The sequence below is a fragment of the Pseudomonas sp. 7-41 genome (assembly GCF_021233075.1).
GTDB lineage: Bacteria > Pseudomonadota > Gammaproteobacteria > Pseudomonadales > Pseudomonadaceae > Aquipseudomonas > Aquipseudomonas veronii.
Map to the genome: position 1 here is coordinate 2832933 of NZ_CP089551.1, position 22869 is coordinate 2855801.

21 protein-coding genes are annotated in these 22869 nt (G+C 62.5%); 11 read left to right on the top strand and 10 right to left on the bottom strand.

Annotated features, from left to right (window positions below):
* Positions 1–2 precede the first annotated feature (2 nt).
* Positions 3–719, bottom strand: a complete 717-nt coding sequence (locus LQ249_RS12850; RefSeq protein ID WP_057004815.1) for a winged helix-turn-helix domain-containing protein — start codon at positions 717–719, stop codon at positions 3–5.
* A 506-nt stretch (positions 720–1225) separates the two neighbouring features.
* Here LQ249_RS12850 and LQ249_RS12855 point away from each other — a divergent pair.
* Genes LQ249_RS12855 through LQ249_RS12870 form a run of 4 tightly spaced genes read left to right on the top strand, consistent with a single transcriptional unit; the run spans position 1226 to position 4470 of the window.
* Positions 1226–2257: an isopenicillin N synthase family dioxygenase gene (locus LQ249_RS12855; RefSeq protein WP_046383820.1), complete on the top strand. Its 1032-nt coding sequence runs from the start codon at positions 1226–1228 to the stop codon at positions 2255–2257.
* Between the two features lie 13 nt (positions 2258–2270).
* Complete coding sequence (locus LQ249_RS12860) at positions 2271–3065, top strand: MetQ/NlpA family ABC transporter substrate-binding protein (RefSeq protein WP_232566605.1); 795 nt, start codon at positions 2271–2273, stop codon at positions 3063–3065.
* Complete coding sequence (locus LQ249_RS12865; RefSeq protein WP_079443584.1) at positions 3062–3808, top strand: methionine ABC transporter ATP-binding protein; 747 nt, start codon at positions 3062–3064, stop codon at positions 3806–3808. The genes LQ249_RS12860 and LQ249_RS12865 overlap by 4 nt, the downstream gene beginning before the upstream one ends.
* Positions 3805–4470, top strand: a complete 666-nt coding sequence (locus LQ249_RS12870; protein WP_057004814.1) for a methionine ABC transporter permease — start codon at positions 3805–3807, stop codon at positions 4468–4470. Before LQ249_RS12865 ends, LQ249_RS12870 begins: the two co-directional genes overlap by 4 nt.
* A gap of 4 nt (positions 4471–4474) precedes the next feature.
* Here LQ249_RS12870 and LQ249_RS12875 read toward each other — a convergent pair whose 3' ends face one another.
* The gene (locus tag LQ249_RS12875; RefSeq protein WP_046383818.1) at positions 4475–5902 is read right to left on the bottom strand and encodes an aminotransferase-like domain-containing protein; all 1428 of its coding nucleotides are present in this window, start codon (positions 5900–5902) and stop codon (positions 4475–4477) included.
* Between the two features lie 142 nt (positions 5903–6044).
* Between LQ249_RS12875 and LQ249_RS12880 the strand changes: the two genes are divergently transcribed.
* From LQ249_RS12880 to LQ249_RS12890, 3 genes are all read left to right on the top strand, one after another.
* Positions 6045–6677 carry a LysE family translocator gene (locus tag LQ249_RS12880; protein ID WP_057004813.1) on the top strand — a complete coding sequence of 211 codons (633 nt, stop codon included), beginning with the start codon at positions 6045–6047 and terminating at the stop codon, positions 6675–6677.
* 82 nt (positions 6678–6759) lie between these two features.
* Positions 6760–7818 carry a diguanylate cyclase gene (locus tag LQ249_RS12885; RefSeq protein ID WP_057004812.1) on the top strand — a complete coding sequence of 353 codons (1059 nt, stop codon included), beginning with the start codon at positions 6760–6762 and terminating at the stop codon, positions 7816–7818.
* A gap of 137 nt (positions 7819–7955) precedes the next feature.
* Complete coding sequence (locus LQ249_RS12890) at positions 7956–8822, top strand: pirin family protein (RefSeq protein ID WP_232566511.1); 867 nt, start codon at positions 7956–7958, stop codon at positions 8820–8822.
* 176 nt (positions 8823–8998) lie between these two features.
* Here the strand turns inward: LQ249_RS12890 and LQ249_RS12895 are convergent, their stop codons facing one another.
* On the bottom strand, positions 8999–10249 hold the full coding sequence (locus LQ249_RS12895) for an MFS transporter (RefSeq protein WP_232566512.1): 1251 nt from the start codon (positions 10247–10249) through the stop codon (positions 8999–9001).
* Positions 10250–10473: 224 nt separating this feature from the next.
* On the opposite strand from LQ249_RS12895, the gene LQ249_RS12900 reads away from it, so the two are divergent.
* The gene (locus LQ249_RS12900; RefSeq protein WP_126589015.1) at positions 10474–11919 is read left to right on the top strand and encodes a mechanosensitive ion channel family protein; all 1446 of its coding nucleotides are present in this window, start codon (positions 10474–10476) and stop codon (positions 11917–11919) included.
* Between the two features lie 5 nt (positions 11920–11924).
* Here LQ249_RS12900 and LQ249_RS12905 read toward each other — a convergent pair whose 3' ends face one another.
* Entirely contained in the window at positions 11925–12362 is a 438-nt protein-coding gene (locus LQ249_RS12905) for an Rrf2 family transcriptional regulator (protein ID WP_046383812.1), read from the bottom strand.
* Positions 12363–12505: 143 nt separating this feature from the next.
* On the opposite strand from LQ249_RS12905, the gene LQ249_RS12910 reads away from it, so the two are divergent.
* Positions 12506–13390, top strand: a complete 885-nt coding sequence (locus LQ249_RS12910) for an NAD(P)/FAD-dependent oxidoreductase (RefSeq protein ID WP_232566513.1) — start codon at positions 12506–12508, stop codon at positions 13388–13390.
* A gap of 28 nt (positions 13391–13418) precedes the next feature.
* Here LQ249_RS12910 and gudD read toward each other — a convergent pair whose 3' ends face one another.
* Positions 13419–14768: a glucarate dehydratase gene (gudD, locus tag LQ249_RS12915; protein WP_046383810.1), complete on the bottom strand. Its 1350-nt coding sequence runs from the start codon at positions 14766–14768 to the stop codon at positions 13419–13421.
* Positions 14769–14780: 12 nt separating this feature from the next.
* Positions 14781–16130, bottom strand: coding sequence for an MFS transporter (locus LQ249_RS12920; RefSeq protein WP_046383809.1), 1350 nt, complete (start codon positions 16128–16130; stop codon positions 14781–14783).
* A gap of 317 nt (positions 16131–16447) precedes the next feature.
* On the opposite strand from LQ249_RS12920, the gene LQ249_RS12925 reads away from it, so the two are divergent.
* Positions 16448–17149 (top strand): FadR/GntR family transcriptional regulator, encoded by a 702-nt coding sequence (locus LQ249_RS12925; protein ID WP_046383808.1) that lies wholly within the window; start codon positions 16448–16450, stop codon positions 17147–17149.
* Between the two features lie 78 nt (positions 17150–17227).
* Positions 17228–17815, top strand: coding sequence for a LysE family translocator (locus tag LQ249_RS12930; protein ID WP_046383807.1), 588 nt, complete (start codon positions 17228–17230; stop codon positions 17813–17815).
* Here the strand turns inward: LQ249_RS12930 and LQ249_RS12935 are convergent.
* The 4 genes from LQ249_RS12935 to LQ249_RS12950 all read right to left on the bottom strand — a co-directional run bounded on the left by LQ249_RS12935 (position 17757) and on the right by LQ249_RS12950 (position 22744).
* Complete coding sequence (locus LQ249_RS12935; RefSeq protein WP_046488436.1) at positions 17757–18650, bottom strand: AraC family transcriptional regulator; 894 nt, start codon at positions 18648–18650, stop codon at positions 17757–17759. The genes LQ249_RS12930 and LQ249_RS12935 overlap by 59 nt on opposite strands.
* 65 nt (positions 18651–18715) lie before the next feature.
* Positions 18716–21178, bottom strand: coding sequence for a TonB-dependent siderophore receptor (locus tag LQ249_RS12940; protein WP_057004805.1), 2463 nt, complete (start codon positions 21176–21178; stop codon positions 18716–18718).
* A gap of 97 nt (positions 21179–21275) precedes the next feature.
* Positions 21276–22226, bottom strand: a complete 951-nt coding sequence (locus LQ249_RS12945; RefSeq protein ID WP_232566514.1) for a FecR domain-containing protein — start codon at positions 22224–22226, stop codon at positions 21276–21278.
* Positions 22223–22744: a sigma-70 family RNA polymerase sigma factor gene (locus LQ249_RS12950; protein WP_046488431.1), complete on the bottom strand. Its 522-nt coding sequence runs from the start codon at positions 22742–22744 to the stop codon at positions 22223–22225. The genes LQ249_RS12945 and LQ249_RS12950 overlap by 4 nt, the downstream gene beginning before the upstream one ends.
* Positions 22745–22869: the final 125 nt, after the last annotated feature.

A 22869-nucleotide genomic window follows, 5' to 3' on the forward strand; every position in this document is an offset into this window, starting at 1 on the left:
CGCTATCTCTCCTGGGTTGGGTGCAAATACTGGGCCGAAATAATTCCACGGCTCAACTTGTAACCGTAGCCACGGATGTTCTGAATGATATTTTCGCCATAGCGCGCCTTGATTTTGCTGCGCAGGCGGCTGATGGATTTTTCCAGGGCTCGGGAGTCGTAGAATTTGGTGTTGAGCCCCATAACATTGGCGATTTCATCGTGACTGAGCAGTCGGTTATAGATCAGTGCCTCGAGAACTTTCATTTCGATGAAGGAAATCTCAAGTTTCTGACCGTTGCCGTAAATGCACATCCGGTCCTGATCGAGAATAAGTTTGCAGCAGTCCAAGCGATACGTTTCATTGAGAAACGCCTCGACTAAACTCAACTTTTCTTCAGGGGAGGTTTCGGTGACTTTTAGGCAGTAGTCCGCGCCGGCCAAATAATATTTGGTTTTACTTTGAGTAGAGGCGAACGTGATGAAGACAACTATCAGGCCAGTCGGGTTTTTATGCCTGGTTTTTTTTATGATGTCCAGGGTTTGATTGCTGGCAGAAGGCGTGTCGATTTCTATGACGATGGCGCGATAATCGGCGTGATCTTCATGATGACCGACTAGTTGACCGTAGCTGCGTGTATCGACTTTTAAATCATTCGGTACAGTACGAACTATAAGTGCTCTGAAATCCTCAGTTTTAGACGCAGTCCGTGCAATAGCGAGGACGTTGGAAAAATGCATCACCTACTCCCTTTTCTGGCATGCAAGGCCGACAGTTCAATCGCCGCTAGCGTTAGATACTAATCGAATTGATTCCGCCAAAACGTGACAAATTTTAACATTCGTAGCTTTATTCTAAAGGCTGCGGCGGGGTGGGAGGGAGGTGTTGCGGGTGGGGCGTTTGCATGGGTGTACACATATGCTAGTGCAGATTGTTAGTGTGCGATAAGTATCTTAGGTCAATTGGTTTTTAGGCCAATGGCGATTTAATTTTTCTATAAATGAGGCCGGGTGACGGGGCGACTAATTGCCTTAAACCGCCAGGAATTTGCCAGCGAAGCCAGCATCGGATCACTGCAGCTCGGCGCCACCGACGCCTGCCCGGTGCTGTCGATTCTGCGCTTTACCTGCGCGGTCCGCCCGGATCCGACGACGGCTTAAGCTAATTCTAAAAAGGTATTTATTACCGATTTTTAAGATCGTTTAGCTTGGTTGCTCCCCCAAGACGTTCATGGAGTGAGCCGCCGATGCTGCAATCAATCACCGCCTTGCCGCTGCTGGACCTGTCGCTGCTCGATGGCAGCCCGGCGCAGCGCAGCGCGTTTCTCGATGAGCTGCGTTTTGCGGCGCGGCATGTCGGCTTCTTCTACCTCACCGGTCACGGTATCGCCCCGGCATTGCTGGCCGAGGTGCAGCAGCAGGCGCGGGCTTTTTTCGCCTTGCCCGAGGCAGACAAGCTGGCCGTCGGGATGATCAACTCTCCGCACTTTCGCGGCTATAACCGCGCGGCCTCGGAAATCACCCGGGGCCAGCCGGACCTGCGTGAGCAGTTCGACGTCGGTGCCGAGCGCGAACCCTTGGCCGTCGCGCAACACCCCGCGGCCTGGGCGCGCCTGCAAGGCCCCAATCAATGGCCGGCGGCGCTGCCCGAGCTCAAACCTCGGGTGTTGGCCTGGCAGCACGCGATGACCCGGATGTCGTTGCGCCTGCTGCGCGCGTTCGCCCAGGCCTTGTCCCTGCCCGAAAATGCGTTCGACGCGCTGTACGGCGACAAGCCCAACGAACATATCAAGCTGATCCGCTACCCCGGTCGCCACGCCGGGCAGAGTCGCCAGGGCGTTGGCGCGCACAAGGACTCCGGCTTCCTGAGTTTCCTGCTGCAAGACCAGCAGGCCGGTTTGCAGGTGGAAGTGGAGGAGGGGCGCTGGATCGACGCCGCGCCGCGGCCCGACACGCTGGTGGTGAATATCGGCGAATTGCTCGAGCTGGCCAGTAACGGCTATCTGCGCGCCACGGTCCACCGCGTGGTGTCGCCGCCGGTGGGCCGCGAGCGCGTGTCCCTGGCGTTTTTCCTCGGCGCGCAGCTGGATGCGGTGGTGCCGGTGTACCCGCTGGCGCCCGAACTGCTGCGCGATGCCCACGGCCCCACCAGCGACCCGCGCAACCCGTTGCTGCGCGACGTCGGCTGGAACTACCTCAAGGGCCGCCTGCGTTCCCACCCGGATGTGGCCCAGCGTTTCTACGCCGACGCCACACTGCCCCATGCACTGTCCGCCTGATCAGGAGATCACTCTGTTGAAGACCTTCACACTAACCCTGGCGGCCTTGCTGAGCGCTTTCAATGTGGCGGCCGCCGATGCCTTGCGCGTCGCCGCCGACCCGATTCCCCATGCGCAAATCCTCGAATACGTGCAGAAGCTCGACCCGGACCTGAAGCTGAACATCATCGAGATCCCCAGCGGCGTGAACTCCAATGAGTTGCTGGCCCATGGCGATGTCGACGCCAATTACTTCCAGCACCTGCCGTACCTCAAGGCCCAGGAACAGGCGCTCGGCCAGGCGTTCGCGGTTGCGGCCACCGTGCATATCGAACCGTTGGGGATCTATTCGCACCGCCACACCCGCTTCGACCAGGTGCCGGACAAAGGCACCGTCGCCGTGCCGAATAACGTCACCAACCTCAGCCGCGCCCTGTACCTGTTGCAAGCCAATGGCCTGATCACCCTCAAGCCGGGCTTCAACGATGCGTCCAAGGACCAGGCCACCCCCAAGGATATCGCCGAGAACCCCAAGCACCTGAAGATCCTGGAAATCGAATCGCCGCAGATTCCCCGGGCGCTGGAGGATGTCGACCTGGCAGTGATCAATGGCAACTTCGCCCTGGAAGCCGGGCTGCAACCGGCCAAGGATGCGCTGGGGCTGGAGAAGGCTCAGGGCAACCCTTACGCAAATATCCTGGTGACCACGCCCAAACTGGCGCAGGACCCGCGCATCCAGCAACTGGCCAAAGACCTGCGCTCGCCGGCGGTGGCCAAGTTCATCAGCGAGAAATATGCCGGTTCGGTGATCCCGGTGGCGCTCGAATGATCGTCGTCGAGGGTGTCAGCAAAACCTACGCCGACGGCCAGCCGGCGGCGCTGGACAACGTGTCGTTGCAGATCGCCGATGGTTCGATCTTTGGCATCGTCGGCCGCAGCGGCGCCGGTAAAAGCACGTTGCTGCGCTGCCTTAATCTGTTGGAGCGGCCGACGTCCGGGCGCATCCTCATGGATGGCCAGGACCTGACCCGGTTAACCGGCAAGGCGCTGCGCCAGCAACGCCAGCGCATCGGCATGATCTTCCAGGGGTTTAACCTGCTGCACTCGCGCAACGTGGCGGATAACGTCGCGGTGCCGTTGGAGATTGCCGGGGTGCCCAAGGCCGAGCGCGTCGCGCGGGTGGCGCAGTTGCTGGCGTTGGTTGGCTTGAGCGACAAGGCGGCGGCGTTTCCGTCGCAACTCTCCGGTGGGCAGAAGCAGCGTGTCGGCATCGCTCGCGCACTGGCCGCGCGCCCGGCGTATTTATTGTCGGATGAAGCCACCAGCGCCCTGGACCCGGAAACCACCGCTTCGATCCTGGCGCTGTTGCGCGATATCAACCGGCAACTGGGGGTGACCATCGTGTTGATCACCCATGAGCTGGATGTGGTCAAGGCGATCTGCGACAGCGCAGTTTCCCTGGCGGCGGGGCGCGTGGTGGAAAGCGGCACGCTGCTGCAACTGCAGGCCGACCCGTCCTCGCGCCTGGGCCGTGCGCTGGCGCCCAACCTGCAGGTGGTGAGGGCGGGATGAAAACCGACTGGGATGAAGTTCTCCAACTGCTGCTCAACGCCACCGGCGAAACCCTGTACATGGTGCTGCTGGCGGGGCTGTTCACCTTGTTGATCGGCCTGCCATTGGGCGTGCTGCTGTTTATCAGCCGCGCGGGTGGGCTGTTCCCGCTGCCAAGGCTCAACCGTGCGTTGGGTGCGGTGATCAACCTCGGGCGTTCGCTACCGTTTGTGGTGATGCTGATCGCGCTGATTCCGCTGACCCGCCTGATTGTCGGCACCACCCTGGGCAGCACGGCGGCGGTGGTGCCGATCACCATCGGTGCTTTTCCGTTTTTCGCACGCATCGTCGAGACCGCCCTGGATGACGTGGACAAGGGCCGCATCGAGGCGATCGTGGCCATGGGCGGCGATATCCGCCATGTGATTTTCAAGGTGCTGCTGCCCGAAGCCTTGCCGGCGCTGGTGGCCGGGGTCACGTTGACCCTGGTGATGCTGATCGGCTTTTCCTCCATGGCCGGGGTGATCGGCGGCGGTGGGTTGGGCGACTTGGCGATTCGCTACGGCTACCAGCGTTTCAACAACCAGATCATGGTGGTGACGGTGGTGGTGTTGGTGGTACTCGTGCAGGGCGTGCAAAGCCTGGGGGATCGCTGCGTCAGGTCGTTGGCGCATCGCCGATGAGCCTTTATGTCGATAGTGATCGCGGCTCGCGCACAGCCTTGAGCAACAGCGTTTCGAAGGCTTGTTGCACCCCGGGCCCGTCACTGTGGGCCACATTGAAGCGCATCGAATCAGGCAGCGCCGGGTCGTAGCCGAACAATGCCCCCGGTGCCAGCACCATGTTCTGCTTCAACGCCTCCTGGGCCAGTTGTTCGCCGTTCACCCCCGGCGGCAGGCGGGCCCAGATGAACATGCCGCCTTCATACGCCATCGGCAATTGACAGCCGCAGCGCTTGAGCCATTGTTCGACACGCGCACCGGCTTCCAGCAAGCGCTGCACCATGCGCTTGCGGTGCCGGGCGTAACTGCCTTCGCTGAGCATGCGGTAGACGATCTGCTCGAACAGCTCCGAGGTCACGCCGCCGCTCATCAACTTCATATGGGTCAGGTTGGCCGCCAGTTGCGGCGCGGCCACCACGTAGCTGACGCGGGTGTTGGCGCTGAGGATTTTCGAGAAGCCCGACAGGTAGGTGACCTGGTCCAGGCCGGCGATGGTGGCCAGGCGCGGCGGCGGGTTGGGATGCAGGTCGCCGTAGAGGTCATCCTCGACGATATGGCAGTGGTACTGGCGGGTCAGTTGCAGCAGACGAAACGCCTGGCTGGGGCTGAAAGAGTGCCCGGTGGGGTTATGCAACACACTGGTGGTGAGGTACAGGCTGGGGCGATGTTCGGCCAGCAACTGTTCGAGGGCGTCGAAATCGAAGCCATCCGGGCGCCGCTCGATCGTCACCACCTTGACCCCGTGCAGGGCCAGGTTGGCGTGGAAGTTGAAGTAGCAGGGCGCGTCGAGCAGCACCGTGTCGCCGGGGCGGGCGAGCAAGCGCATGAGCATGTCCAGGCCTTGCAGGGTGTTGGGCGTGGTGATGATTTGCTCCACCGGTACCGACAACCCTTCGGCATGCAGTTTGTGTTGCAGTGCCTGGCGCAACGGCAGGAACCCGGCCGGCGTGCCCATCCCGGCAAGGCGCAGCGACGGCGCGCGCACCACGCTACGCATGGCTTGGCGAAGCGCCTCGCTGTTCAGCCACTCCTCCGGCAAATGCCCGCCACCGGGGCGCAGATCTCCATTGACGGTGACCAACGGCCGGCGTAACACGCTGAGCAAGTCCTGGGGCAACAGGTCGACCCAGCTCGTCGAGGCGGCGCGGATGATGTCTGTTGTCACAAAGTGGCCAAGGCCCTGGCTCGAGGTCAACAGGTTGCGCCCGCGCAGGCGGTCCAGCGCTTCGTTGAGGGTGAACTTGCTCACGCCCAGGGTCTGGGTCAGTTCACGCACCGACGGCAACTTGCTGCCGGGCGCCCATTCGCCGTTCTCGATGGCCTGGCTGAACGCCTCGACGATCTGTTGCACCTTGGGTGCGCCAGCCCGAAAAGCGATGGCGGATACAAACATACGGCTTCCTTGTCTTTGCTGGTTATTTTACCGGTGAAGTAGGGCCGGATTAGGCCTTACTTTACCTGCCCTGCGCAATGCCGCAGCCCTAGACTGCCGGCTATCCCGCCACTTTCCGGCTGTCTTCCCAAGGTCCAAGGCTATGACAAGCGCGTTGACGCTCTCTTCGTTTCTCTACTTTCTGCTGTTTTGCGCCACCGTGACGTTCAGCCCCGGCCCCATGACCTTGCTGCTGCTGAGCCTGGGCTTGAAGGACGGCCTGCGCGGCTCGATCCCGGCGCAGCTCGGCGCCAGTGTGTCGTACCTGGTCTCTATCCTGATCTTTGCCGTGGGTTTCTCGGAGTTGATCAAAGGCAACCTCGCCATCACCCAGGGTATCCAGATGGTCGGCGTCGCCTACATTCTCTACCTGGCCTACAAACAGTGGACCGGCAGCGGCGTGTCCATCGACGGGGTCGTTGCCGTGGAAGGCGCACGCAGTCTGTTCGGCAAGGGCTTGCTGACCGGGTTTTCCAACCCCAAGGCGATCATTATGTTCAGCGCCGTGTTCCCACAATTCGCCGGGGCCGGGGAGCACAACTCGATGGCGGACATCGCTATCCTCGGGCTGACCTTTCTGGTGCTGCAGTTCGCCAGTGGCTGCCTGTATGGCTATTTTGGCCAGCGCATCAAGCCGGTACTGGAAAACCCCCGGCGGCGGGTCTGGTTGCAACGGATCACGGCATTGTTGTTGCTGGGCGTCGCCGCGATGCTGGCGCGGGGCTTTTCCCACTGACGGCGCTGAGCTTACAAGGGGTAGTGGCGATATGCTGTTGCCCTGATAGACTCCAGGCACCTACCCAGGATCGCACCTCACCATGCCAGCCGCCGGAGGAAATGGAGTTCCGCTCGCTACCCGCTTGTACAAAACCCGCACGTTGGGGCTGACACTTGGCTTTGCCTGCGTGGCCTTTGGCATGTCTGCGTTGAACCCACCGCTTTGGGTGTGGGCGTTGATGCTGATCAACGGCTTTGTCTGGCCGCACCTGGCTTATCAATGGGCACGCCGCACCGCCAACACATTGCGTTGCGAGCGCCACAACCTGCTGTTCGATTCGTTTTGCGGTGGCTTCTGGGTCGGTGCCATGCACTTCAACCCACTGCCCAGCGTCACCACGTTGTCGATGATGACCATGAACAATGTGGCCATCGGTGGTCCCCGCTTCATGCTGGCGGGCTGGGTGGCGCAGGCGTTGGGCGTCGGCGTGTCGCTGCTGATCTTCACCCCGGCCTTCATCGGCATGACCAGCCAGGCGCAGTTGTATGCCTGTTTACCGATCCTGATGCTGTATCCGCTGGCCTTGGGCTGGATTTGCTATCGCCAGGCGGTGTCCCTGGCCGGGCACAAGCGTGAGCTGCTGGCCCTGAGTCGCACCGACAGCTTGTCCGGCTTGCTCAACCATGGCGCGTGGAAGGACCATCTGGACATCGAGTTCCAGCGCTGCCACGGCGGGCAGCAGGGCGCGGTGATTGCCCTGATCGACATCGATCATTTCAAAGTGATCAACGACACCTACGGCCATGTCACCGGCGATCTCGTCCTGCGCCAGCTCAGCAAAGTGCTGCGCCAGAACCTGCGCGCCACCGACCTGGCCGGACGCTACGGCGGTGACGAGTTCTGCGTGATCCTGCCGGACGTGCCGCTCAACCGCGCCACGCAAGTGATGGATACCCTGCGCGATCGCTTCAATGCGCTGGCCTATGCCCAGGACCCGACCCTGCGTGTCAGCTTGAGCATCGGCCTGGCGCCTTATCGGGTCGGGCATAGCGATTCGACCAGTTGGCTCAACGATGCCGACCAGGCGTTATACGACGCCAAGAGCAGCGGGCGCAATCGGGTCAGCGCGGTGCAGGGGCCTTGGTTGAGGTCGGTCTAGTGGGACGGCGTCCCCAGCCAGCAAAAACAAACTGAGGACGTGCTGATTGTCCTATGCATAGAACGAACAACGCCGCGGTTGCCGGCTAGTCCCCAAGGCCCTTGGGACTTATGGTGTAGGCACTTTGGAGGTACACCATGAAAAAACTCATCGGCATCTACACCAGCCCCCGCGCCCACTGGGTCGGCGACGGTTTTCCGGTACGCACGCTGTTTTCCTACGACACCCTGGGCAAGCACATCAGCCCCTTCCTGTTGTTGGACCACGCGGGCCCGGCCGATTTCACCCCGACCACACAACGTCGCGGCGTCGGCCAGCACCCGCATCGCGGCTTTGAAACCGTGACCATCGTCTACGACGGCGAAGTCGAGCACCGCGACTCCACCGGGGCTGGCGGCACGATCGGCCCCGGCGACGTGCAATGGATGACCGCCGCCAAGGGCATCCTCCACGAAGAGTTCCACTCCGAAGCCTTCGCCCGTAGCGGCGGGGTGCTGGAGATGGTGCAACTGTGGGTCAACCTGCCGGCCAAGGACAAAATGGCCGACGCCGGTTACCAGACGATTGTCGACGGCGATATTCCGCTGCTGCCGCTGGCCAATGAGGCTGGCCAGCTGCGCCTGATTGCCGGTGAGTTCGCGGGCACCAAAGGCCCGGCGCGCACCTTCACGCCGATCGACGTGTGGGACCTGCGCCTCAACGCCGGCAAGGCGCTGACCCTGGACCTGCACGCCGGACGCAACACCGCGCTGGTGATCTTGCGCGGTACGGTGCTGGTCAATGGCGAAGAAATCGCGCGCCAGGGGCAATTGGCACTGTTTGAGCGCGACGGCACGCAACTGTCGCTGGAATCCAGCGACGACGCCAGGGTGCTGTTGCTCAGTGGCGAGCCGATCGACGAGCCGATCATCGGCCATGGTCCGTTCGTGATGAATACTGAGCAGGAAATCCATCAGGCGTTTGCTGATTTTAACTCCGGTCATTTCGGGCAGATGCAGCGCTGAAAGGTTGACGCCAAGCCTAATGTGGGAGCGGGCAAGCCCCCACATGCGTAATTGCATGGACTTGACCCGTGAGGCCGAGAGTGGTCGTTATGCTGTAAACGTTCGGCGGCGATCATGAGTTCGAACCGGCAGACTCTTCTTTGCGGACATGATCCGTATGCTTCCTTGGAATATGCTTACAAGCCTGCCGACGCAACTTTCTTTTTTCCGGTTTCTTGGTCAGCTTCGAGAATCAAGCTCGGGGATGGGCCGCGAGCCTTTGCGAACCACCACAGGGCAAATGCCCCAAGAATAGTCGTTAACACGGCCAAAATCAGGATTACGGTCTGGGTGCCCAAGGGCGCAGCTAACAAAGCCACCAGTAAACCTGCCAGAGGCTGGGACATGTTGTTCAGCAGCGTGATCACACCTACCGTCTTACCGAAGTCCTGAGGCGGTATCACCCGCTGCCGGATAGTGCGTATGTAGACGTTGAACATTTTGTCGAAGCCTGCGATCAACAGGAAACCCAGCACATAGCCGAGCAGACTCGGACTCAGGGCGCTGATGAATGCCCCCGTTGCGATCATCGAATATCCGACACCCCCGAGGACTCGCAGAGGCAGCACCACCCGAGCGAGAAGGAACAGGATCACGATTGTTGTCACCGCACTCGCCGCCTGAAGCCCTGCATAGCTATCCTTGCCGGCGCTGTACTGGCCGATCACCATGGCCGCCGAAGTTGCCAAGGTGACACCAACGATCAGGTTGACGCCTACCGCCAGAATGATGATTTTTTTCAATTCCGCCAGGCTACGGATATGCCCAAAAGCGATCCTCAAGGGCTGCAGCCAGATGTCTTGATGCTGCTCGAACACCTCTAGCGTCATACGGCTAAGACGTTGCCACGCCAGCATGCTCAGGTCTGCCAGCAGGAACAATCCGGCGATCCAAAGCACCACCCAGTGCCAAGCCCAAACCTCAAGCATCAGTGCCGCCACCAGAGGCCCGAGGACCAGTCCCGCCTGGTCGGCGATCTGGGAGTAGGACAACGTCTTGGTGTAGCTGTAGTGCTGGAAGATATGCGGCATCAGCACTTCGCGAGCCATGATGCCTTGCGTGGTCAGCACCCCGCACAGTGCCGACAGCACCACTACCCAACCGATGCCACCAAAGATTCCGTAGAGCACCACCCCCAGCACACAGAGCCATGCCCGGTAGACCTGACTGATATGCAGGATCTTAATAGGCGGGTACTTGTCGCACAGCGAGCCGCACAGCGGGAACGCGAGAAATCGCGGCAGCGATTCGACGAAAAACGCTAGCCCTGCCCATGAAGCGCTGTTGGTGGTCTGGAACACCACCAGCGGCACAATAAACAACAGGATCTGATCCGCCAGCCTCGATAGAAAGAGCGAGATAAAAAAGGCGAGGTAATCCTTACGCATAGGGAACTCCTTTGTGTAAGCGACGTGGCATAGCGGTCTGAAGAAACATCAGTATGAGTTTACAAGGTGTCTAGATAATCCGGCGCGCTGCAAACGCCTGGTCGGTGCTGATGCAATCAGGTGCTCAGATACGGTGCAATTTCCCACCCGCATTTTGCTCCGCGCTATACCCCCACATCCCCATTTCATGCGATCTTCTCGGCATTCACCCTGGAGTCGCCTGGATGCCCTCATTTATCGCTGATCACCCCATGTTGTGCGCCCTGGCGCTGATCTTTATCGACATCGGTGTGTGGCGCTTGATTTCCGCTGAGCTGGCCAATTGGAAGCTGGCGGCGCGGTTGGTGATTTTTGCGGTGTTCAGCGCCGTGTTGTTCAACGACGGCATGAACCCGATGCTCGTCGCGCCGTATGCCGACAACACCGCGCTGCACCTGGCCGCCACCGCGTTGCAGATCGGTTGGTGGCTGTTCGCGGCGCGGACCCTGACGGTGTTGCTCGGCGCGGTGATGATGCAGCGCGTGGGCCACACCGGTCGGCTGTTGCAGGACCTGCTGGGCGCGGTGATTTTCCTGATTGCGATCATCGCCGCCATGGCCTACGTGCTCGACCTGCCGGTCAAGGGCGTGCTCGCCACCTCCGGTGCGGTGGCGATCATCGTCGGCCTGGCGCTGCAAAGCACCCTCAGCGATGTGTTTTCCGGGATCGTGCTCAACACCACCAAGCCGTACCAGCTCGATGACTGGATTTCCATCGACGGCACCGAGGGGCGCGTCACCGATATCGATTGGCGCGCTACGCGGTTGCAGACCTCCCAGGGCAGCATGGCGGTGATCCCCAATTCGTTGGCGGCCAAGGCCAAGATCGTCAACTTTTCGCGCCCGGCGGATATGTTCGGCCTGTCGGTCTGCCTGCAAGTCAGCCCCCACGCCCGCCCGCAGACGGTGATCGAGGCGCTGGAGCGGGCGATGCAAGGGTGCCGGCCGCTGCTGGCCAAACCGGCGCCGAGCGTGGCGTTCAAAACCTCGGCCAGCGACGGCGTGGAGTATGAAATCAGCGGCTTTGTGCCGTCGATGCCGCTCAAGCGCGAAGTGCGCAACCAGCTGTACGACCTGGCTTTCCGGCACTTGCAGGCGGCGGGCGTCGGTTTGCTGTCTGCCACCGAAAGCAGCACGCCGCCGGCGCTGTCGGGGGCGCGGGCGTTGCTGGAGCGCTCGTCGATTTTCTCCACCTTGCGCCAGGAAGAGAAAGACACCTTCAGCCAGAACATGACCCTGCACAGCTACCGTGCCGGCGCGGTGATCCTGCCGGCGGGGGAGGTCAGCGATCATTTGTTTATCGTCGAATCCGGCGTGGTCTCGGTGATGCTGGACAAGGCTGGGCACATGTTCGAAGCCGGGCGCATGGGGCCGGGGGAGGTGATCGGCGAGGCTGGGATCTTGTCCGACGAGGCCACGCTGGCGGACTTTCGCGCCAAGACCTTCTGCACCCTCTATCGCATCGAGAAGGAATACCTCAAGCCGTGCCTGGATGCGCGGCATGACATCGGCGAAGCGATGAAAGCGCTGCTGGATTTCCGCATACATGCGGCGCAGACCCTGACCCAGGAAGCACCGGTGGTGCCGGTGAAGAAGGGGTTCCTGCAGTGGTTGCGCAAGCGCCGGCTGTAGTGCGATCAGGGTGCCGGGGCGAGGCGGCAACGCTCGTCGAAATCCTCGGCCAACTGCGCCAGCGTCACATCCCCCAGCCGCGCCAGTAACAGTGCCTGGGCCTGGTCGAACGCGTCGCTCAGTGCCGCGTTCACTGCCTGTTCCACCAGGCATTGCGGGTGGTCGGTGGACAGGCCGATGGCGAATATCGACGGCGTGCCCAAGGCATTGTGGATATCCAGCAAGGTGATTTCACTCAAGGGTTTGCCCAGGGTCCAGCCGCCCTGATGACCTTTTTCCGAGCGGACATAGCCTTTTTCCTTGAGCAGCCCCAGTGTGCGCCGCACCACCACCGGGTTGGTGCCGAGCATCTGCGCGATGGTCTCCGAGGTGGCGCGCGCTTCATGGCGGTCCATATGGATCAGCACGTGCAGCATGCGCGAGAGGCGGGTGTCGTTTCTCATCAAAAAACCTCAAGTCGATTCGGTCGAAAGTATCCTTCGTAACCCAAAAAGTTGCGAGACACTTGACGTGCTATTTTTACGTAACTTATGGTGTGTCGTGAAAGCGCGCGGATAACCGCGCGCACCTGACAAGGGGCACTTTCATGATGCATGACGTCATTATCGTGGGCGGCAGCTATGCCGGCTTGTCCGCCGGCCTGCAATTGGCGCGGGCGCGACGCAAGGTTCTGGTGATCGACGCGGGGCAGCGGCGCAATCGGTTTGCCGCCACCGCCCATGGCTTTCTCGGCCAGGACGGCCAGGCGCCGGACGTCATTGCCGCCGAAGGTCGTAGCCAACTGATGGAGTATCTGAGCGTCACCTGGGTGCAGGACAGCGTATTACAGGCGGCTACGGCGCCGGGCGGTTTCAGGGTGCACACGCAATACAACGGCGGATTCGAGGGGCGACGCCTGATCCTCGCCACCGGGGTGGTGGACGAATTGCCCGCCCTCGAAGGCTTGGCGGAACGCTGGGGCAAGCACGTGTTTCATTGCCCTTACTGCCACGGCTATGAGCTGGATCAAGGCCGCATCGGTGTGTTGGCCACCTCGCCGCTGGCGATGCACCATGCGCTGATGTTGCCGGACTGGGGCACCACCACCTTGTTCACCAACGGCGTGTTCACCCCGGATGCCGAGCAACAGGCGCAGTTGGATCGGCGCGGGGTCCGCGTGGAGCGCACGGCGGTGACCCGGATCAGCGGTGAGCGCGTGGCTCTGGAACTGGCTGATGGCCGCGTGATTCAGCTGGACGGCGTATTCACGATGTCCCGCACTCGCCTCAGTCCCTTGGCCGAGCAGTTGGGCTGTGTGCTGGCCGACGGCCCCACCGGCCCGTACCTGCACACCAACGAAACTCGCCAGACCTCCGTGGCTGGCGTGTTTGCCGGTGGCGATGCGTCCCTTGCCGCCGGTTCCGTGGCGCTGGCGGTGGCCGAAGGCGTGCGCGCCGGGGTGGGCGCGCACGTTTCGTTGATCCACGGTTGAGGCTGGCCGGGCTGGCCGGGATCGGCGCTCAGCGCACCAGGCACGGGCGCTTGTTATCGAAACTCCAACCGGGGATCAGGAACTGCATGGCCACGCTGTCATTGCGCGCACCCAGGCCCATGTCTTTGTAGCGTTCGTGGGCCTGGGCCACCGCGTCCATGTCGATCTCGACACCCAGCCCCGGCTTGGTCGGCACCTGGATGTGACCGTCGACAATCTGCAACGGCGCCTTGGTCAGGCGCTGGCCGTCCTGCCAGATCCAGTGGGTGTCGATCGCGGTGATGTCGCCCGGTGCGGCGGCGGCCACCTGGGTGAACATCGCCAGGGAAATATCGAAGTGATTGTTGGAATGCGAGCCCCAGGTCAGGCCCCATTCATGGCACATCTGCGCCACGCGCACCGAGCCTTGCATCGTCCAGAAGTGCGGGTCGGCGAGGGGAATGTCCACCGATTGCAGCTGGATCGCGTGGCCCATTTCGCGCCAGTCGGTGGCGATCATATTGGTGGCGGTGGGCAGGCCGGTGGCGCGGCGGAATTCAGCCATGACTTCGCGGCCCGAATAGCCGTTTTCCGCGCCGCACGGGTCTTCGGCGTAGGCCAATACGTGATGCTGGTCGCGGCACAGGGCGATGGCTTCCTTGAGTGACCAGGCGCCGTTCGGGTCCAGGGTGATGCGTGCGTCGGGGAAGCGCTCGGCCAGGGCCGTGACCGCTTCGATTTCTTCGGCGCCGCGCAACACGCCGCCCTTGAGCTTGAAGTCGTTGAAGCCGTACTTGGCCTGGGCGGCTTCGGCCAGGCGCACGATGGCGTCCGGGGTCAGGGCCGGTTCATGGCGCAGGCGGCACCAATCGTCACCATCGGCTTCGCTGCGGTAGGCCAGGTCGGTCTGCTGGCGGTCGCCGATGTAGAACAGGTAGCCGAGCATCTTCACCGCGTCGCGCTGCTGGCCTTCGCCGAGCAGGGCGGCCACCGGCACTTCAAGGAACTGGCCGAGCAGATCGAGCAGCGCCGCTTCCATCGCGGTGACGGCGTGGATGGTGATGCGCAGGTCGAACGTCTGCAGGCCGCGGCCACCGCTGTCGCGGGCGGCAAAGGTGCGGCGCATGGCATTGAGAATGCTCTGGTATGCGCCGATCGGCTTGCCGATCACCAGGCTGCGCGCGTCTTCCAGGGTTTCGCGGATGCGTTCGCCGCCCGGTACTTCGCCCACGCCGATGTGCCCGGCGCTGTCCTTGAGAATCACGATATTGCGCGTGAAAAACGGCCCGTGGGCGCCGCTGAGGTTGAGCAGCATGCTGTCGTGGCCGGCCACCGGGATCACTTGCAGGTGGGTGACGATGGGGGCATGGCTGGCGTGGTGCTGGTGTTCTGTATTCATCAAAACGCTTCCTTATTTGCTCAAGACGGGGGCGGGGTGCAGCACGCTCGGGCTCTGGGCGCCGGGCCGGGTCTTGGCGAAGAACACCAGGATCGCCGCGAGGATCGAGGTGCCGGCCAGCCCATACAAACCACCCTGGATCGACCCGGTGGTCTGCTCCAGAAAGCCGAAGGTGGTGGGCGCGACAAACCCGCCGAGGTTGCCGATGGAGTTGATCAGCGCGATCACCGCCGCGGCGATGCGCGCATCGAGGTAGCCCTGGGGGATCGGCCAGAACAGCGACGATGCCGACTTGAACCCGATCGCCGCAAAACAGATGGCGACAAAGGCAAAGATCGGCCCGCCGGTGGTGGAGAAAAACATTCCCGCCGCGGCAATCAACAGCGCCGTGGCCACCCACGCCTGTTGGTGCTTGTACTTGCCGGCCAGGGCCGCGAACGAATACATGGCGATGATCGAAATCAGCCAGGGAATGGAATTGTAGAAACCCACCTGGATGTCACTCAGGTCGCCCATCTTCTTGATGATGCTCGGCAGCCAGAACGTGGCGGCGTAGATGGTCAGTTGGATGCAGAAATACAGGGCGCAGAACAGCATGATCTGGCGGTCCTTGAGCAGCGTGCCCAGGCTCGGCTTGACCGTGGTGGCGGCGTCACGCTCGCGTTGTTCGCGCTCGATCTCGCCCACCAGCGCGTCCTGTTCGGCGCGGCTGAGCCACTTGGCGTCATGGGGTTTGGAGTCGAGCCAGAACCACACGAAAAAGCACAACAGCACCGAGGCCATGCCTTCGATGATGTACATCCATTGCCAGCCGTGCAGGCCCAGCCCGCTGATTTGCAGCAGCACGCCGGACAGCGGGCCGGAGATCAGCGAGGCCAGGGCCGAGCCGCTGAGGAAGATCGCAATCGCCTTGCCGCGCTCCACCCCGGGCAGCCAGCGGGTGAAGTAGTAGATCACCCCCGGAAAGAACCCGGCCTCGGCCACGCCCAGCAGAAAACGCAGGATATAGAAGTGGGTTTCGTTCTGGATAAAGGCCATCAGCGTCGCGGTGATGCCCCAGGTGAACATGATGCGGGTCAGCCAGATACGCGCGCCGACTTTTTGCAGCAGCAGGTTGGAGGGCACTTCGAACAACGCATAACCGATGAAGAACAAGCCGGCGCCGAAACCGTAAGCGGCCGCGCCGATGCCCAGGTCGTGTTCCATGTGGGTGCGGACAAAGCCGATGTTGACGCGGTCGATGTAGTTGACGATGAACATGATCACGAACAGTGGCAGCACATGCTGCTTCACTTTCTTGATCGCGCGGGCCAGGACGGGGTCGAGGGCAGGCGCAGCTGTCGCAGGGTTGGAAGAGGTCACGGGGTAGAACTCCCACGGATTATTGTTGTGCGGGGATGGGTTCAGGGCTGCCGGGGGTGCCTGGCAGCTTGATAGACATCATACAACTGCTTTTTTCCGCGTCGCAACGTAAATTTTGGCTGTACGAGCACGCGACAGGGCTGGCGTACCTGTTTGCAGGCGCCATAGCGCATAAAATCAATCGCGCCGATACAATCGCAGGCAAATCGGCTCCCGTGAAAACGCGGCGCAGTTGTGGCGGAATTTGTTTGTTGTCATACAAGTAGGTGGTGCAAGGGGATGTTAGTATTGACCGGGCCCAACCGATGGAATGACCGATGCACAACCACACCCCCCGCAAGCGCTCCCAGGGCCTGGCCCATGACATCGTGACCACGCTGACCCAGCGCATTCTCCTCGGCCAACTGGCGCCGGGCGAGAAGCTGCCCTCCGAGTCGGCCATCGTCGGCGAGTACGGTGTCAGTCGCACGGTGGTGCGTGAGGCGCTGTCGAAGTTGCAGGCGGCAGGGCTGGTGGAAACCCGGCACGGGGTGGGCACCTTTGTGCTGGCGCGGGACCAGCGCCAGGGCCTGCACCTGAACCACGACACTGCCGTCAGCGTGCGCGGCATCCTCGAGTTGCGCCTGGGCCTGGAAACCCAGGCCGCCGCCCTGGCCGCGCTGCGCCGCAGCGAGGTGCAGTTGCAGCACATGCGCGAGGCCCTCGACGACTACCAGGCCTCGCTGGCCAACAACGACAGCAGCGTCGAACCCGACGTGCGCTTCCATCAGTTGATTGCCCAGGCCACCGGCAACACCTACTTCACCGATGTGATCCAGCACCTGGGCAACTCGGTGATCCCGCGCACGCGCATCAACGCCGAAGAGCGCGGCGATACCGACCTGATGAAACTCGGCCAGTTGGCCAACCTGGAACACGAGGCGATCCTCAACGCCATCCGTCGCCAGGACCCCGACGCCGCCCGCGCCGCCATGTTGTTGCACCTGAGCAACAGCCTGGAACGCATGACCGGCGAGTAGCAGGGGCATTTTCTTCAATACCCGGCTCGCCGGGGTGTTTACCGTGGCCCCTGTTCATCACCACAACAGGGAACCGCAATGAGCTTGATCCTTTCCATGGCCGCCTTCGCGTTGGCCACCTCCATCACACCGGGCCCGGTGAATGTGGTCGCCCTCAGTTCGGGCGCGCGCTTCGGTTTTGTCGCCAGCCAGAAACATGTGTTCGGTGCCGCCACCGGCTTCACGCTGTTGCTGGTGCTGATCGGCCTGGGGCTGCATGAAGTGCTGCTGCGCTGGCCCATTCTGACCCAGTTGATCCAGTGGGGCGGGGTCGCCTTCCTGCTGTACATGGCCTGGAAACTTGCGGTGGACGATGGCCGGCTGGACGCCGAAGGCACCGCAACGGCGCCGTCGATGCTCTACGGCGCGATCATGCAATGGCTGAACCCCAAAGCCTGGCTGGCCTGCGTGGCGGGGATGGGGTTGTTTGTCGCGGATGGCGACGCCCGGCAAGTGTGGCTGTTTGCGGCGCTCTACCTGGTGATCTGCTACCTGTCGGTAGCCTGCTGGGCCTACGCCGGCACGTTTTTGCGCCGTTACCTCGGCAACGCGCAGGGCGTGCGGGTGTTCAACCGTTCGATGGCCGCGTTGCTGGTGGCCAGTGTGGGTTATTTGCTGATGGCTTGAGCAAGTCGCGGTACTGCCCCGGCGTGGCGGCGAAGTGCAGCTTGAAGGTGCGCTGGAAGTGCGCCTGGTCGGCAAAGCCGGCGGCCAGGGCGACGTCGGCAATCAGTTCGCCGTTGCGCAATTGGGTGCGGGCGAACTGGATGCGCCGGTTCACCAGAAACGCATGGGGCGTCAAGCCGTAATACTGCTTGAAGGCGCGGATCAGATAAGACGGCGACAGCTCGGCCGCCAGGCAGATGTCTTCGAGTTTCAAGGCCTGGGTGCAGTGTTCGCGGATGTACTCGGCGGCGCGTTCCAGCTTGTGATTGACCTCCCGCACCGGCGTGTTCGAAGGGTTAAGGCGCTGCTGCACCTCACTGAAATAACTCACCAGCATGCTCTGTTTTTGCAGGAGTTCGGCGTGCTCATCCAACAGCGTCCGGTACAGCTCGATCAGGCCGTTGTACAGCACCGGGTCGCGGGTATAGGGCGTATTGAACGGTCGATAACCCTGGTCGGTGCTGAAGCCCAACTGGTATTGCAGGTCCGTCAGCCAGGGCGTGTCGAGGTAGAGCATGTGATACGACCAGGGTTGGTCGTGGATCGGGTTGCACGCATGCACATCGCCGGGGTTCATCAGCACCACCGTGCCGGCGCTGATCTGGAAGGTGTCCGCGCCGTAGTGGTAATAGCTGCGCCCGGTGGTGATCGCGCCGATGGAGAAATGCTCGTGGGCGTGGCGGGTGTAGGTGACCTTGCGCCCATCGGCGATGGTCCGCGCTTCGATGAACGGCAAGCGCTCGTCGCGCCAGAAGCGCGGCGCTTGCGCGGGGTGAGTGGCGGTGTTCAGCGACATGGCGGCGGCTCCATCCCTCGGGAGATCGAGGGAGGATCATTGCACAGACTGCCGGGGCCGTCAGCCTAGAAGTCCCATTTAGTCGCCAGTTGCAGGCTGCGCGGTTCGCCGTAGAACCCGGTGCCGAAGTTGCCCAGGCCCGTGTAGTACTTTTTATCGAACAGGTTCTTCACGTTCAGCGTGGTGCTCAGGTGCTCGTTGAAGCGGTAGCGGGCCATCAGGTCGACCAGGTAGTAACTGTCCTGGGTGATGCGTGCGTTCTGGCCGAAGTTGACCGTGTCGTTCGGGTCGGGTTGGAACACGTTGCCGAAGAACTCGCTCTGCCAATTCACGCCGCCGCCCACGGTGACATGCTCCAGCGCGCCGGGCAGGCGATAGCTACTGAACAGGCGCACCACCTGCTGCGGCGTGGTGGTTTGCAGCACCGAGCTGTACACATAACCGTTGTTGGCATCGCGGGTGTGCTGGTAGGTGTAGCCGGCCGAGATGTTCCAGCCGTCCAGCACTTCACCCGACAGTTGCGCCTCGAAGCCCTTGGTGGTGGCGCCGGCAATCGGGCGGTACACCGAATCGGTCTCAAAGCCCGACACGTACTCGGCGACATTGTCCTGCTCGATGCGGAACGCGGCAAAACTGGCATTCAGGCGGCCGTCGTAGAACGCTGCCTTGAGCCCGGCTTCATAGGTGGCGCCTTCGATCGGGTCGAGCAGTTTGCGGTCGGCGTCCTTGCTGCTTTGCGGTCGGTAGATCTGGGTGTAGCTGGTGTACACCGACCAGGTGTCGTTGAGGTCGTAGACGATCCCGGCATACGGCGTGACCACGCCGCTCTGGCGGTAGGTGGTGCGGTTGTCGGCCTTGGTCGGGTCATAGAAATCGGTGGTGTCGGTGCCGCTGAACGTGCTGACGCGCGTGCCGAGGATCACTGACAAATCGTCCGTGGGTTTCAAGCGCGTGGCTAGGTAGGCGCCGGTCTGGCGTTGCACGATATCGTTCTGGCCGCTGCGCGGGATATCCGGTTTGGCGTACTCGCCATGCCAGTCGAAAATGCTGCCGCCCACGGCGGGGTAAATCGAACCGTAGACCGGCACGTCCTGCTTCGAGCGGGTAGCCATAAAGCCCATGATCAGCTCGTGCTCGCGGCCAAACAGGTTGAACGGCCCGCTGAGATTGACGTCCAGGGTGTTCTGTAACTGGTCGCCCTTGTATTTGCCCATGAACATGTACATGCCGTCGCCGCTGACCGGGTCCGGGTTGCCGCCGCTGGCGGAGGCGAGCAGGGTGTCGTGCTGACTGCGCTTGCGGTCGAGGCTGACCTTGAGCGACCAGTCGTTCGCCAACTGCTGTTGCACCGAGGCGAACAGCGTCTGGTTCTGGAAGTCGCGGCGGCTCCAGTCGGCCGCCGGGTTGAACGAGCGCGAGAAGTGCGTGCGCGAGCCGTCGCTGAAGAACATCGGGAAACCGGTCCAGCTGGCGCCACGGGAGCGGGTGTCTTGCTGGTCGATACCGAAGGTCAGCAGGGTGTCGGGCGTAAGGTCCGCTTCAAGGATGCCGTAGCCGATGTCCTTGGTGTGCTGGTAGTGATCGAGATACGACTGGCGGTCCTGATACACGCCGACAAAGCGTCCGCGCAGATTGCCCGACTCGGTCAAGGGGCCGGAAATATCGCCTTCGGTGCGGTAGTTGTCCCAGGAGCCGAACGTCTGGGTGACCGAGGCCTTGAATTCCCGCGTGGGCTTTTTGCGGATCAGGTTGACCGTGGCCGACGGGTCGCCGGAACCGCTGAGCAGGCCGGCCGAGCCCTTGATGATTTCCAGGTGGTCGTACACTGCCATGTCGGTGCTGGTGGTGCCGTAGTCGTACACGCCGTCATAGGTGGCGTTGACGCCGTCGTACTGGAAATTGGTGATCGGCAGGCCACGGCTGGAGAACTCCCAGCGTTCGCTGTCGTAGTTCTGCACGCTCACGCCGGGGGCGCGGCGCAGGGTGTCGGCGATGCTGTTGGAGCCCTGATCGTCCATCTGCTGGCGGGTGATCACCGTGACCGACTGCGGGGTGTCGCGCATCGACAGCGGCAGGCCGGTGGCCGAGGCCATGACACCGGTAGTGTAGGCATGGGTGTCTTCGGTGATAGCGCCCAGGCCCTGGCCGGAAATCGTCGTGGCGCCCAGCTCCAGCGCGCCGCTGTGGGCGGGGATCAGCTCCAGCACGTAACCGTTGTTGCCTTGGGGCAGCGCCTGCAAACCGCTGCCCTGCAACAGGTGCTGCAAACCGCTGGTCGGAGTGTAGCTGCCGTTCAGGCCGGGGCTGGTTTTACCGGCGGCGAGGCTGTTATGGCCGGCGATGAACATTCCGGACTGTTCGGCGAAGCTGTTCAGCACGGCGACCAGGGCGCCGCCCGCGATGCGATAACTGCGCGCGGCTTCCTGGGTCGAGGTCGGCTCGGCGGCGTACAGCGTCGGTGCGCCGAGGCAAAGCAGGGAGGTGGCCAGCGCCAGTGGGCGCAGCGCGAAGCGAGCAGGTTGCGGCATGGAGGTGTCCCTTTGGATCAAGTCGATCGGCGAGTTGAAAGCGTCTGCAGGGTTAACCGAACGAGTGTCGAAAAAGGGAACTGGCGGGTGAAATTTTTTACTGCGGCCCCACGCTGACCCACCACGGCATCGGCCGCTCGACCCGAATCGGCAGCGCGGCTTGCAGCAGGTGCAGGGCCTGGTCGCTGTCCTTGAGCGGGAACGAACCCATCACCGGCAACTGCGCCACGGCCGGGTCGCAGCCCAGGTGGCCGGGGCTATAGCGGTTGAGTTCGGCGATCAACTCGCCGAGCGGCAGGTTGTCCGCCAGCAGCACGCCACGGCTCCAGGCTTCACGGGCCGGGGAGGCGACGCTGGCGGTGTTGAAGTGGTTGCGGGTAAACGTCAGCTGTTGGCCGGTGTCGACAATCCGTGGGTGCGGGTTGAGCGTACTCACCCGCACCCGGCCCTTGAATACCGTGAGCTGGGTATGCTCATCACCTTGCACCACGCTGAAGCGCGTGCCCAGCGCCTGCAGCCGGCCTTGTTCGGTGTCCACCAGGAACGGACGGTTGGGGTCCTTGGCGGTGTCGATCAACACTTCGCCAAAACGCAGGCGCAGCAAGCGTTGCGCGGCATCGAAGCGCACATCCAGCGCGCTCTGTGTGTTCAGCCACACGTGGCTGCCATCGGTCAGCAGCGCGTCGCGGGTCTCGCCGTTGGCGGTCGCATAGTCGGCACTCCAGCCGCTTGCCAGGCGGGGCAGGGGGCTGTGGCGCCAGGTGCCCCAGGCCAGTGTCGAGCCGACACCCAGCACCAGCAGGGTCTTGAGCGTCTGGCGCCGCGAGCTGCGCAAGGCCCGGCTGGCGCCATGGGGTTGCTCCAGCAACGGCGCAAAACGCTGGCTGACGCGCTGCACGTACTGCCAGGCCGCCAGGTGCTCGGGGCTTTGCGCGATCCAGGTTTGCCAGCGCAACTGTTCGAGCGCACCGCCTGGGGCCTGCAGGCGCACGTACCAGTGCGCAGCCTGCTCCAGGCTGGCGTGGCTGAGCTGGCCGGGGCGGCTCATTGCACCAGCATCCCGTCGAGTTCGGCTTCCAGAATCGCGCAGTGCAGCAGGGCCTGGGCCATGTACTTCTTGACCATGCGCTCGCACACGCCAAGCTGTACGGCGATCTGCTTGTAGGGCAGGCCGTGCAAGTGCGCGAGTAAAAAGGCCTCGCTGACCTTCTTCGGCAGGCGCGCGAGCATCGTGTCCACTTCGTAGAGGGTTTCGACGATGATCGCCCGTTGCTCCGGCGACGGCTGCCGCGCTTCCGGGCGCTCGGCCAGGGTTTGCAGCCAGGCGCGTTCCAGTTGGCGGCGGCGCCAGTGGTCGATGCACAGGCCACGGGCGATGGTGGCCAGGTAGGAGCGTTGGCCGACGTGATCGGTTTCGGCCAACGGGCGGCCGAGGATGCGGATAAACGTGTCGTGGGCCAGGTCGGCGGCATCCCAGCGGTCGTTCAGGCGCCGCCGCAGCAGGCCGAGCAGCCAGCTGTGGTGGGTGCCATAGAGGTGGGTGAAGGAGGTCGACACACTGTCCATCCAGCGCAAAGGCTTTGGCGTAAATAAGAATTGGTCGCGATTAAACCAAAGCGTCGGGTTGTGCGCAAATGATATTGGTTTGCTTTTGGGAGGCTGTATCGATGGATTGAAGAAATCAGCTCGAG